This is a genomic window from Methylobacterium sp., assembly GCF_019745455.1.
Taxonomy (GTDB): Bacteria; Pseudomonadota; Alphaproteobacteria; order Rhizobiales; family Beijerinckiaceae; genus Methylobacterium.
Map to the genome: position 1 here is coordinate 1 of NZ_JAIETD010000168.1, position 16857 is coordinate 16857.

Annotated in this window: 13 protein-coding genes and 1 pseudogene; 11 read left to right on the forward strand and 3 right to left on the reverse strand. The window is 67.1% G+C overall.

The genetic code is table 11. The features are described from left to right. The first annotated feature begins 250 nt into the window (after positions 1-250). The 5 genes and pseudogenes from K2Y56_RS25490 to K2Y56_RS25510 all read left to right on the forward strand — a co-directional run bounded on the left by K2Y56_RS25490 (position 251) and on the right by K2Y56_RS25510 (position 7618). The gene (locus K2Y56_RS25490; RefSeq protein WP_292514751.1) at positions 251-1222 is read left to right on the forward strand and encodes a UDP-glucuronic acid decarboxylase family protein; all 972 of its coding nucleotides are present in this window, start codon (positions 251-253) and stop codon (positions 1220-1222) included. Beyond that, positions 1219-2199: a UDP-glucose 4-epimerase GalE gene (gene galE, locus K2Y56_RS25495; RefSeq protein ID WP_292514680.1), complete on the forward strand. Its 981-nt coding sequence runs from the start codon at positions 1219-1221 to the stop codon at positions 2197-2199. The genes K2Y56_RS25490 and galE overlap by 4 nt, the downstream gene beginning before the upstream one ends. An 85-nt stretch (positions 2200-2284) precedes the next feature. After that, positions 2285-3751, forward strand: a complete 1467-nt coding sequence (locus tag K2Y56_RS25500; protein ID WP_292514683.1) for a DUF6212 domain-containing protein — start codon at positions 2285-2287, stop codon at positions 3749-3751. Next, complete coding sequence (locus K2Y56_RS25505; RefSeq protein ID WP_292514686.1) at positions 3748-6381, forward strand: glycosyltransferase; 2634 nt, start codon at positions 3748-3750, stop codon at positions 6379-6381. The genes K2Y56_RS25500 and K2Y56_RS25505 overlap by 4 nt, the downstream gene beginning before the upstream one ends. A 59-nt stretch (positions 6382-6440) precedes the next feature. Beyond that, a pseudogene (locus K2Y56_RS25510) lies at positions 6441-7618 on the forward strand (IS3 family transposase). 544 nt (positions 7619-8162) lie between these two features. On the opposite strand, the gene K2Y56_RS25515 reads toward K2Y56_RS25510, so the two are convergent. Both K2Y56_RS25515 and K2Y56_RS25520 read right to left on the reverse strand, forming a co-directional pair. Beyond that, positions 8163-8534, reverse strand: coding sequence for a stability/partitioning determinant (locus K2Y56_RS25515; protein WP_292514689.1), 372 nt, complete (start codon positions 8532-8534; stop codon positions 8163-8165). Then, complete coding sequence (locus K2Y56_RS25520; protein WP_292514692.1) at positions 8531-9220, reverse strand: ParA family protein; 690 nt, start codon at positions 9218-9220, stop codon at positions 8531-8533. The genes K2Y56_RS25515 and K2Y56_RS25520 overlap by 4 nt, the downstream gene beginning before the upstream one ends. Before the next feature lie 837 nt (positions 9221-10057). Here K2Y56_RS25520 and K2Y56_RS25525 point away from each other — a divergent pair. The 4 genes from K2Y56_RS25525 (at position 10058) to K2Y56_RS25540 (ending at position 14188) form a co-directional block, all read left to right on the forward strand. Beyond that, positions 10058-10873, forward strand: a complete 816-nt coding sequence (locus K2Y56_RS25525) for a helix-turn-helix domain-containing protein (RefSeq protein ID WP_292514694.1) — start codon at positions 10058-10060, stop codon at positions 10871-10873. Between the two features lie 998 nt (positions 10874-11871). Further along, positions 11872-12483: a SprT-like domain-containing protein gene (locus tag K2Y56_RS25530; RefSeq protein ID WP_292514735.1), complete on the forward strand. Its 612-nt coding sequence runs from the start codon at positions 11872-11874 to the stop codon at positions 12481-12483. 50 nt (positions 12484-12533) lie between these two features. Continuing rightward, positions 12534-13364 (forward strand): P-loop NTPase, encoded by an 831-nt coding sequence (locus tag K2Y56_RS25535; protein WP_292514738.1) that lies wholly within the window; start codon positions 12534-12536, stop codon positions 13362-13364. A 20-nt stretch (positions 13365-13384) separates the two neighbouring features. Further along, entirely contained in the window at positions 13385-14188 is an 804-nt protein-coding gene (locus K2Y56_RS25540; protein WP_292514741.1) for a hypothetical protein, read from the forward strand. 43 nt (positions 14189-14231) lie between these two features. Here K2Y56_RS25540 and K2Y56_RS25545 read toward each other — a convergent pair whose 3' ends face one another. Further along, positions 14232-14699, reverse strand: a complete 468-nt coding sequence (locus K2Y56_RS25545) for a hypothetical protein (RefSeq protein ID WP_292514743.1) — start codon at positions 14697-14699, stop codon at positions 14232-14234. Between the two features lie 185 nt (positions 14700-14884). Between K2Y56_RS25545 and K2Y56_RS25550 the strand changes: the two genes are divergently transcribed. Beyond that, positions 14885-15184, forward strand: a complete 300-nt coding sequence (locus K2Y56_RS25550) for a hypothetical protein (protein WP_292514746.1) — start codon at positions 14885-14887, stop codon at positions 15182-15184. A 20-nt stretch (positions 15185-15204) separates the two neighbouring features. After that, the coding region (mobF, locus tag K2Y56_RS25555) for a MobF family relaxase (protein WP_292514748.1) at positions 15205-16857 on the forward strand (1653 nt) is incomplete at its 3' end.

A 16857-nucleotide genomic window follows, 5' to 3' on the forward strand; every position in this document is an offset into this window, starting at 1 on the left:
CCGCAACCGCGCCGGGCTTTGGCGCAAGCCGTCCCGCCGCTTTGCGGCCGGACGCACCGCGACTGGTGTTCCCTTAAATATACAGCCACCGTCTTTGGATCAGACCGCGGCCCTCGGTCAACTGGGCTGGGCGCGCTCGATCGACGATTCGTGTACTACGCCAGTCGAACACTATGCTGGCGGGAATGGGTGTGATAGACACACTGGTTTCGGCGCAAAGAGGCGCGATGCGAGAGGGCCGCGACTTAAGATGCGTTATGGCAAGTCAAAGAAGATTCTCGTCACGGGCGGAGCCGGCTTTCTTGGTTCACATCTGTGCGAACGGTTAGTTGAACAGGGACATGAAGTACTCTGTGTCGATAACTTTTTCACCGGAACGCGCAGGAACATCACGCACCTCCTCGGTGGATCCAAGTTCGAACTTTTGCGCCACGACGTGACGCATCCCCTCTTCGTCGAGGTAGACGAGATTTACAACCTCGCCTGCCCGGCCTCGCCAGTACACTACCAATTCGACCCAGTGCAGACGACTAAGACAAGCGTGATTGGTGCGATCAACATGCTCGGCTTGGCCAAGCGGGTGAAGGCCAAGATACTCCAGGCTTCGACCTCCGAGGTGTACGGCGACCCCGAGGTCCATCCGCAGACCGAGGAGTACTGGGGCCGCGTCAACCCCATCGGCTTCCGCTCGTGCTATGACGAGGGCAAGCGCTGCGCCGAGACGCTGTTTTTCGATTACCGGCGTCAGCACGGGCTCGGGGTGAAGGTGGTGCGCATCTTCAACACCTACGGGCCGCGCATGCACCCCAACGACGGGCGAGTGGTCTCGAATTTCGTCGTCCAGGCGTTGCGCGGCGAGGACATCACCGTCTACGGCGAGGGCCTACAGACCCGCTCGTTCTGCTACGTCGACGATCTAGTCGAAGGTTTCCTGCGCATGATGGAGACGGGGCCGGACGTGACGGGGCCAATCAACATCGGCAACCCAGCTGAGTTCACCATCCGCTCGCTCGCCGAGACCGTGATTGAGCTCGTCGGCTCGCGCTCGAAGATCGTCTCGCGCCCGCTGCCACCCGACGACCCAAAGCAGCGCCGGCCCGACATCACGATGGCCCACAAGGTCCTTGGCTGGGCGCCTCAGGTGGCCCTTGAGGATGGGCTTAAGAAGACCATCGCCTACTTCGATGGATTCCTGAGCGCTGAGAAGGAAGTGAGCCTATGAATGTGGCGCGGCGCGTTCTCGTGACGGGCGGCGCCGGCTACATCGGCAGCCACACCTGCAAGCGGCTCGCTGCGGATGGCATTGAGTGCGTCGTTTACGATAACCTCTCCTCGGGCCACCGCCACAACGTCCGCTGGGGCGACCTCGTCGTCGGTGATATCCGCGACGGCGAGCGGCTCGCCGAAACCCTTCGGCGCTGGAAGCCTGAGGCGGTGATCCACTTCGCCGCCTTGGCCTACGTCGGAGAGTCGGTTGCCGAACCCGCCCGCTACTACCGCAACAACGTTGTGGGCACTTTGACACTGCTCTCCGAGATGCTGAAGCAGCAGATTGGGACGATCGTCTTCTCCAGTACCTGTGCGACCTACGGGATTCCGGAGACCCTACCGATCCGGGAGACGACTCCGCAGCAACCAATCAACCCCTACGGCGCCTCGAAGCTGATGGTAGAGCGGATTCTTGAGGATTTTGGCCATGCCTACGGCCTGCGCTACGCCGCATTGCGCTACTTTAACGCCTGCGGCGCCGATCTAGAGGGCGAGCTTGCTGAGGAACACGATCCGGAGACGCACCTCATTCCACGTTGCCTCATGGCCGCCGCCGGCCTGATCCCCACGGTGGAGGTGTTCGGGGACGATTACCCGACGCCGGATGGGACGTGCATCCGTGACTACATCCACGTCTCTGACCTTGCGGCGGGCCATGTCGCAGCTCTGCGGGCACTTACCGGCGGCGCAGCGGCGTTGAAACTGAATCTTGGGACTGGGCGCGGCGTTTCGATTCGCGAGATCCTAGACGGAGTCCAACGCGTCACCGGTCGCAATGTGCCCTACGCGATGCGACCCCGCCGCGCGGGCGACCCGCCGGCCCTCCTCGCAGACGTTTCTGCCGCGCGGGATGCGATTGGGTTCATCGCTCAGCATTCCGAACTCGATACCATCTTGCGGACGGCGTGGGCACAATTCGCGCAGCGTTGACCCAGCTGGCCTCCCAGATATTGCGTGGCATCATTCTATTCCTGGGAGCGCGCCCGAAACGATCCGCCCAGTATTACGGTCTGTGATGCTTGTGACCTTCCTCGTCAGTCCAGATATCGAGGCGCGGCTCGCCGATCTCGGCTTCTCCGCGGTTGTGCGGACGGTGCCTGTCGACACGTTGCTGACGCTTCGCGGCAGCGCGGTATCGCGCACCGCACCCTCCGGTTCTAAACCGATGCTGGCCGAGGGGGCTATGATCGCGGGATGCGTCTTCGGGGTGGTTGACCCCGCCCTGCGCGGCACCCTCGAAGCTGCGGCGCAGGCGCTTGCGCTACCAGTCTCGAAGCACGCGGCGCATTTCGACGCTAGTGCCGCTAACGACCGCGCGCTCGTCGCCTGGATGGTCGGTCGGCTCGGGGAACTCGCTGGGGCGAGCGCGCTCGAATCAAGCCGCGCGGTCCTTCAGCTCGGCCGCTTACGCATGGCGCTCGAGCGGTCGGAGGCGTCGCTGCGGTCAGTCGAGAGCCGCGCGGTGGCGGGGATCGCTGCGGCTCTTGTCTTCCAGATTCCGCCGGATGGGCGGTTCCGCCCGCTTACCACCCGCCCTATCCAGCAATGGATCGGTGAGCGCGGTGACGCGCTGCATGGCCTCGACCTTATCTTCAGGTCGCAGCCTAGTCTCAGCAGCACGGTCGTCCGCATCGAACTCAATGGTAAGGAGACGGGACGGCAGATCGCCGTCTGGCGCGTTCCGAAAACCGCCCTCCGCGACGGCTGGAACCGCTTCGACTGCCCGGTGCTGAACGAGCCCCTGAGCGAGCCGCTTGTAGTCCGAGTTCAGGCGGAAGCAGACGGTAGCCGCGTCGAAATCGGAGCAGGCGACCCACGGCTGGCGCCGTGGCCTGGCAAGGTCACCCCGCCGCAGCCGCTCGCTCTGCGTGTTTGGGGAAGCGCGATGGGCGTCCACGCGGCACGCTCGGGCGTTGGGCACGCGCCGGCTGGCGAGATGCCGCGCCGCGCTAAGGCGCGGGTCGCCTCCTCCGATCTCCTCACCCTCGCGGTGCCACTCGACGACGCCAGCTCGGCCATGATCCACTGGAAGGCCGAGGCGCATGGCCTCCAAATCCATCCACGCGGGCGCGCGCCCGTCGTTGCAGTCGTCCGTGGGCTCGAGGTGCTGAGCCTCACGGGCCTGCGCGCCTCCGTGTCGCTTTCGCATCCGGAGGCGGCCGCGACCGAATTCGCTATTCACGCCTACCCTTCCGGGACGGCGCCGGCCTTCGGCGAGCGCGCCCTCCCGCGCGGCCGGGCGGCAGCACTAGCCGGATTGCCGCGACGGCGACCGGCAGCTGGCCAGCCGGAGTGGTTGCTCCTCAGGTCGAATGAGACGGGCGAGGTACGCTACCGGCCGAACGCGCCAATGTCGGGCAGGATTGACGTCTACTTTGCTACCCGCAACTTGAACGCCTCGAACCATTACAGCTGGGCCATGTTCCAATCTGTCGCCGCCGAGTACGCCGCGACGGACGAGGTTCCTGGCGATGCGCCATGAGGCCGTACGATCCGCTCGCGCGCATCGCGGTTGTCATCCCTGTATTTAAGCACAGCGCCCTCGTGCGAGAAGCCCTTGCCAGCATTCTGGATCAGGAGGGGGCGCGGCAGCGACCGGAGATCGTGATCGTCGACGACGGCTGCCCGGTTCCGCAGACGTTCCTGACGTTGGCGGCGCTGCCGGAGACGCACGCCAACGTCCACTACGTCCGCCAAGCGAACGCGGGGCTCAGCGCTGCGCGCAACTGCGGGATCCGCTTCGTGTGCGAGCGGCTGCCGACCTGCGAGGCGATATACTTTCTCGATGCGGACAACCGCCTCTCGCCGCATTCCCTGAGCGTGTTCGAGGCTGCGCTTGACGCGAGCGAGGCGGATTGGTTCTACCCTGATATCGCCATGTTCGGCATCGCTTGGCGGGGTGACTACTCGGGGCCGTTTCGGCGCTTGACCGAGACGTTCATGAACCTCTGCGAAGCGGGAAGCCTCGTTCGGACCCGTGTGTTCGAGGCCGGTATCTTTTTCGATGAAGCGATGCGGGACGGCTACGAGGATTGGGAGTTCTGGCTAGCCGCAATCCAGCGCGGCTTCCGAGGCGAGCATCTGCCGCGGCTCGGGTTGCAGTACCGCAAGCGGGCCGAGAGTATGGTGGCCGAATCGGCTCGCGTCCACGGGACGATCGTCAGCTACATGGAGCGCAAGCACGGTTGGTTGCGCGACCTTGGTGTGCTGACGACGATGGAGCATCTGGACGCGCCGCGCTACGCCATCATCGACATCGAAGCGGGAACGGTTCGATTGACTAGCGACCCGGAGCACGCGAGCGAGGAGCTGTCGCTTGCAGCCTATCGCTGCCGACTCCGTGCGTCCTTTGCGCTCCCGAACTGGCACGCGGTCGGTGCCTTCGTCGTTGTGACGAGCGCTTCCGCACTGGGGGCGCTTGGCGCGCGTGGGCTCCTGCGCTTCGCCTTCTGGGATCTCGAGCAGCACCTTCTCGAGGCTCCCGTTGCCGCACTCTCTCTTTGCGGGTCGGAGGATGGCCGGTTGCGGGCCACGGTTGGGCACCCAGCACCGGATGATCCGTTCCACGCAGCCGCGATACCGATGCAGATCTTCCGCAAGGTGATTGAGGATACCTACGCTACCTGGATTGCTGCAGTACCGTCGCTACCTCGCGACCTACCGCTCGCGATGCGGCGCTTCGAGCTGCCGGATCTTGCGCTGCCGCCTCGCGCCGCGGCGAACGCCCTCGCACAGCTCGCCGCCTTCTGCTTAGACGAGCGGAAGGCGGGTTATCCCTCTCCCTGGAGCTCCGCCGCGGGGCTCTCCCGCGGTGTTCCCGACGTCGCCGAGCTACCTCTGATGGCGCGTGCCAAGTTCGGCAACGCCGTCATGGCGAACAGGGTCGGCTCCCGCGCTGGGCGCGTAGCCTTCGTGCTGCCGATCTACGAGTTCGGCGGCGTGGAGAAGGTCGCCTTCTTCGTAGCGCGCGCCTTCAAGCGAATGGGGTACCGCGTCGACCTTATCATCCTGGGCCGATCCGACCTCCAGCCGCACGAGCGGCAAGCGGAGGCCTTCGAGCAGACCTTCTTCGTCGACCACGCAGAGTTCAACCGCTTTGGTGGGCCAGAATTCCTGGGTACGGGCCTCCCGGACGCGAGCTACCCCAACGGCTGCGACGCCCTGACCAACCTGCTCTCGACCTACGAGGTCGTGATCGGTTGTCACGCCGCCGACGCGCTCGGATCGTTCTCGGCCCTGCGCAAGCGCGGTGTGCTGACGGTCAACTACCTCCACCTGCTTGAGTACACCACCTTCGGCCGCATGGTCGGGCACTCAGTCCTGGGGCTCGCCTACGAGCACGCGACCGACCTGTACCTAACCTGCTCCGAGCGCCTGTCGCAGGAACTTGGGATGCTGGGCGTCCCGGCCGACAAGATCGTCACAATCACAAACGCCTGCGGTCTCGACCTCGACGTGGACCGGCTGAACCGCCTAACTGCCGAGCGGGACGATCGCGCACGGACTCGCGCGCCGCTGCGCGTACTCTATCTCGGCCGGCTCGATCTGCAGAAGGGCATCGACCGGGTCGCAGAGATCTTCGAGGTGCTGGCAGCCGAGCCGGCGAGCTTCGAGCTCGCCGCGTTCGGTAGCGCAGTTCTCGACGGCGCTGACATCCCGGGCGTCCTCGCCGGCCTTGTCAAGCCTGCAGTCCACACAGAGGCGGAACTCACGGCACTCTACGCCTGGGCCGACGTGGTCGTTCTTCCCTCTCGCTACGAGGGCGTGCCACTCACGCTTCTGGAAGCGCAGGCGTATGGTGTGGTGCCCGTGGCCACGCGCGTCGGCGCTATTGACGAAATCATTGCGGACGGCGTCGACGGGCTCTTCGTCAGCGAAGACGCGGCCGTCGCCGACGCGCTCGCGATGCTGCGGCAGCTCGAAGCCGACCGGAACCTCCTCCGGCGCCTTTCGGAGGCGGCCGCGGCGGCCGGCCGCGACCGGACCTGGGAAGCGAGCACGAAGGCGGCGCTTGCAGCCCTCACTCGCATCCAAAAGGCCCGTCCACAGGACTATCGTGAGCTCGCTTGGCTCGACGGGGAGCTGTCCGTCCGGGATGCGGCAGCAAAGTGATCCTCCCTCGGCATCGCGGACATCTCTGATACGCTCATACTGAGCGGGGAAGGTGTCGGATGGCGAAGACGAGACGAGAGTTCACACCCGAGTTCAAACGCGAAGCGGTCGCCCTGCTGGAGAGCAGCGCGTGGCCGCAGATGTAGGTCGCGGCCGAGCTTGGGATCCAGCCCTCGATGCTGAGGCAGTGGCGCGCCACGCTGAACGGGGCCTCACCCGGGCCGCGGTCTGCTGGATCGACGGGCGCCTCGCCACCAAGCCCGGTTGCGTCCCCGTCCGATCAGGCCGCCGAGATCGCCCGACTGCGGCGGGAGCTCGACCGCACGCGCACAGAGCGCGACGTACTAAAAATAAAGCCATCGGCATCTTCGCGGAGATGCCCAAGTGACCTTTGCCTTCGTCGAGCAGCATGCGCGGACCTGGCCGGTGCGTCTCATGTGCCGCGTGCTCGGAGTCTCCCCCAGCAGCTTCTACGGCTGGCGGTCACGGCCTGAGAGCGCCCGCTCGGCCTCCAATCGCCAACTCCTGGACGACGTCCGGCGCATCCATGCCGCCCACCACCGACGCTATGGTGCCCCACGCGTGCATGCCGCCCTGCGGGCTGAGGGCCGGTTCGTCAGCCGTGGGCGGGTGGAGCATCTCATGCGCCGGCATGGCATCCGCGCCCTGGCGGGGCGTCGGTTCCGGTTCTGTACGACCGACAGCCGTCACGATGGCCCTATTGCGTCCAATCTCCTAAGCAGGACTTCTCAGCCGCGCGACCCGACACGGTCTGGCTGGCCGATATCACCCACCTGCCGACCGGCGAGGGCTGGCTGTACTTGGCCGCCGTCCTCGATCTGGCCACGCGCAAGATCGTCGGTTGGTCGATGCGCGATCACATGCGCGCCAAGCTGAGCGTCGCGGCATTGATGATGGCCGCCCAGCGGCAGCGGCCGGCCGCCGGGCTCATCTGCCACTCGGATCGCGGCAGCCAGTACGCGGCCGAGGCCTATCGGAAGCAGCTCGCCGCAATGAAGGCCAGGCCGTCCATGAGTCGGACCGCCTGTTGCTACGATAACGCCCCGATGGAGAGCTTCTTCCACACGCTCAAGGTCGAGCTCGTCCATCAGCGACGATGGGCGACCCGAGATGAAGCGCGGCGCGATCTGTTCGCCTACATCGAGGGCTACTACAATCGGCAACGCATCCACTCGGCTATCTCACGCCCGAACAAGCCGAGAGGACCGCGAAATGATCTCCCTGTGTCCGCGACACCGAGGGAGGATCACCTCCATCCTACCCGGCGACGGCCGCCCCGCTTGGTAAGCGAGACTGGGTTTGAAGAGCATGTAGAGGATCGTCAGCAGTAGGTCGATGACGACGAGGAGGGCTGTAAGGATTGCGATCGTCATGGCGCCCCATATCAAGAGAACCATCGCTCCAACGCGAGGATTGGGTAGCTACGAACGCCCCAAGATCCACCTTCCTCCCACAGCAGTCGGTTAGACTGGTTCATTTTAGATGAGCTCGTTGCAGACCGCCCTTTATACGACCTCAACCCGCAACGGTACCTATCAACACAGACAAGATATCATCGGAGCATCTTTAACGAACCGCGCACGATCGTGGAACGCGGTATCTCGCGTTACATAGCGTGTACTTATGCGAACGGCGGCGCCTGAGCTTGGCTTGTCCTTTAACACCTTGATGTGTCTCGTGTGAGGAGCACCTTGAGGTTTACTGGAAGCTGTCTGGTTTCTATCGGCTTCCTGTTTGCTGCCTAACAGCTTTCTGAAGGGTCATTCCCTTTTGTGGGCGGTCTCGTACGCGTCAAGGGCCCTTTCAAGCAACTCGCCAAGAACCAAGCGCTGCTCGTCGGCGAGGCGGGTGAAGCGCTGGGCAGTCTCTTCCGTAACCTTGAGGCTAAGCTGTTTGTTGCGGCCAGTGCGGTAGCGGCGCTGTTCGACCTTGGCCGAGGCCGGCTTCGCCTTCTCGCGTGGGACGGACTCGCGGCTGGGGAAGCCTTCCGCTTCAGAGACAGCACGAATTGTCTCAGCCGGTGGCTTCGGCTGCTGAGCGGCGCGTGGCGTAGGCTTGAAGTCGTCCAGTCCACCGAAGTCGAGCTTGCTGAGCGGATCGGTGCGTTCAGGCTTGGGCTGACCGGGCATCATGCAACCTCCTTGGCCTGCTCGCGCTTGTCGCGCAGGCGCTGTACAATCTCGGCGGCGTACTCGGCTGCGTTGTTGATTGCCACGGCTGTGTTGGCGACCCCCTTCCCTGCCAAGCCCTGCAGCGTGCCACCATAGGAGAACATGGCCCGGTAGGCCTCGCGGTCGCACAGGCGGGTTTTCAAGACTGGGATCGCGCGCTCATCGAAGCTCTGTAAGATGTGCTTGAGAGTGTGGGGCATGATCGCGGGATTTGTGCGTGTGATCAGCACTGTATAGGGAATGGCTCTCCCCCCGCGCTTCTCTGTACGCTTTATGAGCCCGATTTGACGGGCAGCCTGTGAGGCGTCGAACTGCGAGCCCTGTACGGGGATCACCACCAAGTCAGACATCGAGATTGCGTGGCTGACCATGAGGCTCGCCAAGCCCTCCAGATCCACGATCACGAAGGCTGTGATGCTGGCTGCCTCCTCAATCTTGTCCATGATTGTCTCTTCCGTCGCACCGCCTACGACCTGAAGGGTGGTGGGTAGGCCCGGTAGCTGCGCCCACTCCTGGACGAACTGATTGGGATCGGCGTCGATGACAGTGACGGTCGCCCCCTGCTCCGCCAGCATGCTTGCGAGGATGCAGGCAGCCGTAGTTTTGCCGGCGCCGCCTTTGGGCGATGAGAACGTGATGACAGGCATAGACACCTCGTTGGAAGCTGTCGGGCTCCAAGAAGCTTCCGGGCAGCCCTTGGGTGCCAGGAAGCTGTCGGAAAGCTGCCAGCTTAGAGGTAAGCATTGCATTAACCTAAACGCGTCTGCTTGGCATCAGAAAGCTGTCGGACAGCTTATGGCTTTCAGAAAGCTGTCTGAAACCCCAAGCCTGCGCGATTGGACGCTTCCAGATGAGCTGCCCAAAGTACGATTCAAGGAACCAGACAGCTGTCAGGGAGCTGACTGGTTCCTAGAATGCCTTGAGGGGCACGGCCGTTCCGTCCTCCTAAATGAACGAAGCTCATCCGTTGGATCAGTCGGCTTGAGCTTGGCCGAGACGCTGTGCGCCAACCTCAACGCCGTTGCAGCGGTCGACTCCACTAGCCGCGAACTCGCGCCCCACCGGACCAACATTCGAGGTACGTTCATCGAACGATGAGAGGCGGCTGCCGAAATATGGGGTGGCTCAAGACGGCAAGAAGAACGTCATCGGCCACCGGCAACGTTGACTTAGCCGTGCCGCCCGGCCGACATGGGTAGCCCCAGCCATGCTCGTCTCGGCGAGTCGTGAGCCGGCCATTCAGGAGAGCAAGCGCCGCAGTAGGACCCTGAAAAGCCAACGGGCCCCCCGTCGCCAAACGAGGAGCCCGTCGAAAATCGAGATGGCCTGTGAGGCCGCTGACACTTCCTCACAAGCCATGAAGACGCCCCTGGCGTCAAGCGGGAACGCCAATTCCCGCGACGATACCGGCTTGTCTTGAACGGAGCGCACAGCCTGCGCCGCCGAACGTCCCCCTGTGGCCCTGTGGATAAGGGCCGAGACACGTGTTTGCATGTGAGATCCGCCACGCGATCGAGGCGGCCACCCGACTCACCCTGCCCCAGGTGACGGCGCTGCTCTGGCGCGCCTATGGGGAGGGGAAGATCACAGAGACCGAGGCTGAGGCGCTATCCGGCCTGATTGAGGCTAGGCAGACGTCCGCCGGTGGGCCCAACTCGCCGCAGAGCCAGAGCCCCACAGGAAGTCATCCGGACGAGGGAGGCGATATCGGCCAAGCTCGCGTAGGAAGCTCTAAGAGGACCGTCGGCTCGCGCCCGCGCACGGATGCCTCGCTGGAGCGCCGTCGCCGCTGGGCCGCTTCGGGGCGGCTTCCGCCGGGGCTTGCGGCCCGGTTCACGCTGGCCGAGCAGGCGGTCCTCGCCCTGGTGGCGGCTGAGACCGTGCGCAGGAAAGATTGCCGCCTCTCGGTCGGGCATCTCGCGGCCATCGTCGGCGTGGCGGAGACCACCGTGCGCAACGCCATCCGTGAGGCCATGAAGCTCGGGCTGGTGACGGTAGAGGAACGGCGCATCACCGGCTTCCGCAACGACACCAACATCGTGCGCATCGTCTCGCGTGAGTGGGCGGCGTGGTTGCGGCTGGCGCGGAAGGGGGTACCCAGAAGTGAGCAGGCCCTTGCCACCATGAACCAGGGGGGTGGGTGCAAATCCGTGAACCGCACGACTACTCAAGTTCTAATCCTGTCAGAATCGGGGACAACAGAGCCGAAGAAAGGCTGCCGGGAGGCAGCGGGCGACCTCACCCGAGCGACCCTTTCGAGAATCCGCGCGGGTCGTGGCACCGGCCGAGCCATGCGCTGACGGTCTGAGACCGGCCGGTCTAACGAACGCGGTTGAAACCGCAGCCGCACGCGCGTAGACGCGCCCGCTCGGATTCCCGGCACAGGAGCGCGGATGGGCGATGATGTGGCCGCACTTCTTCTCGTCCTCGCCACCGGACGCGATGCATGGCGAGCCGAGGCCGAGCGCCTGCAGGCTGACGGGATCCGCGTGGGCTGATCGGCGACAGCGCGGTCTGGGGCTGCTACACGGGCGCCTCTTCCCGCCAGGGGTCCGAGGCGTTCGCGACACCACACGGCCTCGCGGCGGGCAAGCGCGCGACGACAGGCAACCGAGGGCCAGTTCCCCTCGGCCCGCCCGTGAAGCCTGAGGCCGGGCGGTCGCGTGAGGGTCGGCGCGGCGGGGGAACTGGATACCGCAAGCGCTGGCTCACGGCCCGACCCAGGGTCCCCGCTGTGGACAACCCTCCCGCGCATGCCTGGACAGGCACGACCAGCTTGAACGCCCCTGCCGCTTCGTGGCAGCGGAGAGGGGCCCAGGCGACGAACATGCTGGGGCTGTGGGCTGCCGCTGCTCTGAGATCGGTAGCTCGAGAAGTCAGCGCTGCTCTGCGGCGTTCATCCTCCGGGTCGGCCTGTGCTGGCGCGGCGGAGACGCAGTCCGGGGATGATCTCCGATCCGGACGGCCGATCCGACCCGCCCCTTGCCTCCGGCATCCGATAGCCCGTTCGTGGGCGGCATGCGGATGAGCCAGTCGGTCGGACCCTCCGATCGCTGAAGGATGCCTTCTTCAGGCGCTCGAGACCGGGGCCCTTCGTGGCTGGCGTGAACCGGTCTCACCTCTCCCACGAGGTGGCGCCGTGACACAACCTGAAGATGAATCTTCCAGTTCCGATTCTACCCTAGACAGCGATCCGCCGCCGGCCGATGACCGCGGGGCTGGTCCGGGCGATCGCGTCACCGTCCGAGACGAGCCGCAGCCTATTGTATCGTACGATACAACGGACCCGACCGCACGGATGTACCATGGGCTGACCCGCGCCTTCGTGTTCTTCAACGCGCGCCTGTTCTCGGGCCGGCTGCCGGACTGTCTCATCACCCTGCAGCGCAAGCGCGGGGCCTACGGCTACTTCGCCAACGCGCGCTTTACGATGCGCGACGGCTCCCAGGTCACGGACGAGATCGCGCTTAATCCGAGCCACTTCGCCGAGCGCAGCGTCGAGGAGACGCTCTCGACCCTGGTTCACGAGATGGTCCACCTTGAGCAGGCGCGCTTCGGCACGCCGTCCCGCTCCGGCTATCACAATGCCGAATGGGCGCGGATGATGCGGGCCGTGGGGCTAATTCCGTCCACGACCGGCGAACCGGGCGGCAGGGAAACAGGCCAACGCGTCAGCCACTACATCGAGCTCGGCGGACGCTTCGCGTGCGCCTGCGCCGACCTGATCGATCTGCGCCGGGAGATGGTGCCGTACGTCGAGTCGGCCGACGCGCGTCGAACCCGGGAGAGGAGGGCGGCGAGCAAGACCCGGTACATCTGCCCGGGTTGCGGCGTGACCGCCTGGGCCAAACCTGGGACCCGGCTCGCCTGTGGCGTCTGCACCGTGCCCCTGGAGCCGGAGCAGCGCTAGCCGCGCGTCGCGGTACCTCATTCAGCAATTTCGTGGATTGGAAGGACATCATGGCACGGTCTCAGCAGGCGCGTATGCCGGCCGCTTCGCGGCGGAAGCGCGTCGTCCTGGTCACCTCGGAGAAGGGCGGCGTCGGCAAGAGCGTCACCGCCCGCACCCTCGTCGAGTACCTGCGCCTGGGCGGCACTCGTGTCGCCGCCTACGACGCCGACGGCGGCGTCGGCTCGCTCCTGCGCGTCTTGGGCACCCGTGCCCCGGACGGCGAACTCCTGGACGAGCAGGATCCAACCGTCGGCGCCGGGTACTACAACATTCGCGCCGACGACCAGCGCGCCACCCTGCTCGACTGCGTCGCCTCGGGCGAGGCGCTGATCGTCCACGATCTCGCCGGCGGCAGCCTCGCCGACCTCGCCCGGATCTCGGACATGGGCGAGGGGCTCGACGACCTGCTCACCGCCTTCGATGGCCAGGGTTACCGCCCGGTCGTCCTGCACCTGATCTCGTCCGAGGTCGCCGCTACCCAATCGGTCGCCCGCTGGCTCGAGCTCGCCGGCGACAGGGTCGATCACGTCGCGATCCGCAACACGCGCTGGGGCAAGGCCGAGGCCGACTTTCCGTTCTGGCACGGCTACGTCGACGGCAATGGCGAGAACCGAGGCGGCAAGATCCGACGCCGCGTGCTGGAGGAGTTCGGGGGTCTGGAGATCAGCCTGCCGCCGCTCCCGGCCGGCACCTTCGCCAAGATCGACGCCGACGCCCTGCCGTTCGCGGTCGCGGCCGACGCGCCGCGCCTGACCATCGCCGAGCGCTCGCACGTGGCGCGCTATCTGCGCGAGTCCGCTCTCGCCTTCGAGCACCTGCGCCCGCTCCTCGGCCTCTGAGCGGCTGGAGCCAGCGCGCGATGCATCCCGACGCCAAGCTCAACTTCGACCGGGCCGCCCAGGCGCTGGGCCTCGATCCGGCGACCCGGGATCTGGCATGGCGGCGGATGACCGATATCGGTCTGACGCCGGACGATCCGACCGTGGTCTACCTCGCGGTCGGCGGGTTGCTGGAGCAGGCCGCCCGGACCATCCCGGCGGCGCTCGACACTGTCCCCGAGAGGGTCGAGCAGGCCGCGGCGCGGGCGGTGGGGCCGGTGGCCGAGGCTGCGAGTACCCGTGTCGAGGCGGCCCACGCCGCACTCGCGGAGCGCACCGGCGCGGCGGTGGCCGAGGCCGCCGCCCATCATCTCACCCGCATGGAGCGAGCCCGGGCCCGCCAGATCGGCCTGTGGGCAGCCGCGATCGTGCTGGCCAGCGGCATCCTGTGCGGCGGCGCGGGGTACTGGCTCGGGCACAGGGACACGCTCGACCTGGATGCGAGGTGGGCGGGCTTGTCCCAGCGCCCCGACGCCCCGGCTTGGCTCGCCCTGGTCGCGGCCAACCCCGACCTGCGGGACCAGATGAGCCGGTCCTGTACCCCGATGCAGCTCAAATGGGATGCCGCATCCCACCGGCGATACTGCGAGATCCCACTCTGGACCGAGGGCACGGTCGCGCCGGTCGGCGGGGTTCTCGCCGTGATGGTCTTGAGCCTGCGCGAGTGGCTCATCGCCTGGGGACCGGCCTGGCTGATGCTCGGGGCCGGGCTGGCGGCGCTGGTCGGCCGCCGCCTGCTGCGCCGGCTGGCCGGGTGGCGGCCCGTGGCCTGGCTGCTACGGTGAGCCGCCAGGCGACCTTTGTATCGTACGATACAAAGGTCGCGGTCTACAGATCCTTGGTGCTCAGCCGGTGCCCGACGACCGCGTTCGAGCCCGGTGCGTGTCCCCGCGCCGGTAGCGGTTCACGCGCGGCGGTCGCGGGCTGCACCGGGACGGGCTCGTGTCGTACGGGCATCGGCGCGATCCCGGCGGATGCCGGCGCGCGGGCCTTGCCGCGTCGCCGCACGGGTTTGTGGCCGGCGAGCTCGCGGGTGGCGGTCTTGATGTAGTGCTGCAGGGTGGCGAGGCTGAGCGTGATCCCCCTGGCGATCAGCAGCTCGCGGATCTCGGCGTCGGTCCGGCACTTGGCCTTGAGCGCCTTGATCTCCGGGAGCACGGCCCGGACCGAGGCGTAGCCGCTGGGCTTGCGGTTGGGGCTGAGCCGCACCTGCTCGCGCAGGAAGGCGCGCAACGCGTCGTGGGGATCGGGTTCGGCGGCCTCGCTCATCGCCCTCGCGCCTTGGAAACCCATCATTCCTGCGAGCCACCATGGTATCACGGCCGCGCTTCCGCCCGTTATCCCCTGGCCCCCCCCTGTGGATAACGGGGCCCATCCTGGCAAAAACCGAGACACATCACGCACCGGTGGTGCTGTGCGACGGCTACGTCTGCGGCTAAGCTATTGCGAGATCTCACAGCCCCGCTGTTCGGAGCCCGCCCATGGCCCGCCGTCCCGTCCGCGTCTCCGTCGACGAGGCCCTCTGGGCGGCGGTGGAGGCGGCGGCCCGGGCGCGGGGGATCGCGTCGTACCTCTTCGTCGAGGAGGCGCTGAAAGCCGCGCTCGGCCCGTCCGAGACGATAACCCGCCTGACCGAACTCGCTGCGGCCGCCGCCGCCAGCGCCCGCGAGGCGAGGGCGAGTGCTGCCGAGATGCAGGATCAGATCCAGGTGATCTCGGACTTCATCGTCGACCTGTACCGGGCGGAGGCCCGGGCGAGCGACGCGGCCGGTCCGTCGTAGGTTAGGAGGAGGGCTCCGCGATGATGACCTGCACGCGGATCACCAGCGTCGAGTACTACGAGTCGATGGCGCGCCAGATCCGGCTTGAGGCCGGTCTGAGCACGCCCGATACCCCGCTCGACGACACGGCCGCAGCGTATGCCCGCAAGGTCGCGGCCGAGGCGGCGGCGGAGGGCAGCCCCGCGTTCGAGGCGGCGTACACGGCGGCGTTCGACCGGGCGCTGGCGACCCTGCGTCACGGCCACACCGAGGGGCGCGACCAGGTCGCGTACTACACCGACAACGGCGCGGGCGAGGCCAACGGCGTGTGGTGGACGCGCGGATCCGGATCCGAGGGCGAGCCGAGGTGGCCCGACGATCCGTTCCGCCTGTGCCCTGACGGAGCCGAGGTCGACGGGCGGGTGCTGCGCGACCTCGCGGCCGGGCGCGACCCGGGGAGCCGGGAGCCGCTGGTGCGGGCCTCGGGCAACGGCCGGCGCAGCGTCGGCTACGACCTGCAGTTCGCCGCGCCGAAGAGCGTGAGCGTGCTGGCGGCCTTCGCCGGGCCGGAGGAACGGGCGCGGATCCTGGCGGTGCACGATCGGGCGGTGCGCCGGGCGCTGGACTACGCGCATGCGGCCGGGCTGATCGTGACCCGGACCGGGGCGCAGGGCCGGGAGCGGGCGCCGGCGGCCGGAGTGAGCGCGGCGGTCTACCGGCACTTCACCTCCCGGGCGCAGGATCCGCAGCTGCACTCTCATGCGGTCCTCCTGAACCTGTGCGTGCGGAGCGATGGCTCGACCGGGGGGATCGACAACCGGGCGATCCTGCGCCGCGCCGGAGGGATCGCGGCGCTGTACCGGAGCGAGCTGGCGAGCGGCCTGCGGGCCGAGCTCGGCTACGAGGCGGTCCGAGCCGGGCGCAACTTCGAGATCGCGGGGGTGAGCGAGCCGGTGCTGGAGCTGTTCTCCAAGCGGCGCGGGGCGATCGAGGCGGTGGCGCGGGAGCGCGGGTTCGACACGGCCGAGGATCGGAGCGCGGCCCAGGCCGCCGCCAACGGCACGCGGGCGCGCAAGGACCGGGAGACGCCGCTGGCGAGCCTGGAGGCGGATTGGGAGCGCCAGCTCGTCGAGGCCGGGTGGGGGCGGGCGGCTTTGTTCGAGGGCGTGCGGATCGCCGCCGACGGGATCCGCGCGGCCCGGACGGAGGCGGCCCAGGAGCGGTTGCGACGTTTGGGCGAGGCCGGCCTCGCTGAGACGCTGGCGACGCAGGCCGTGATGGAAGAGCGCGAGCTGGTCAGGCGGGTCGCCGAGGCGCTGCAATGCGAGGCGGACGCCGACGCGATCCTGGAGGAGATCGCGCGGCTGCGCCGGGACGGCGGGGTGGTCGAGGTCGGGCGCTCGGCCGCGGGCGAGGCGATATACGCGACGCCCGAGATGATCGAGGCCGAGCGCGGCCTCCTGCGCCGGGCCTATGCGCGGCAGGACCAGCGTGAGTTCGTGCCGGAGGAGATCGTGACGCGGGTGTTGGCGGAACGGCCGAGCCTGCGCGCGGAGCAGCGGACGGCGGTGCGGCACGCGTTGAACCGGGACGGGGTCAGCGTGGTCGAGGGCAGCGCTGCGTATTCCGACGAAGCCGGCCGGGGATTCCGATTTGAAGCCGGCCGTCGTTCCGAGGCGAAGCCGGCCACCATT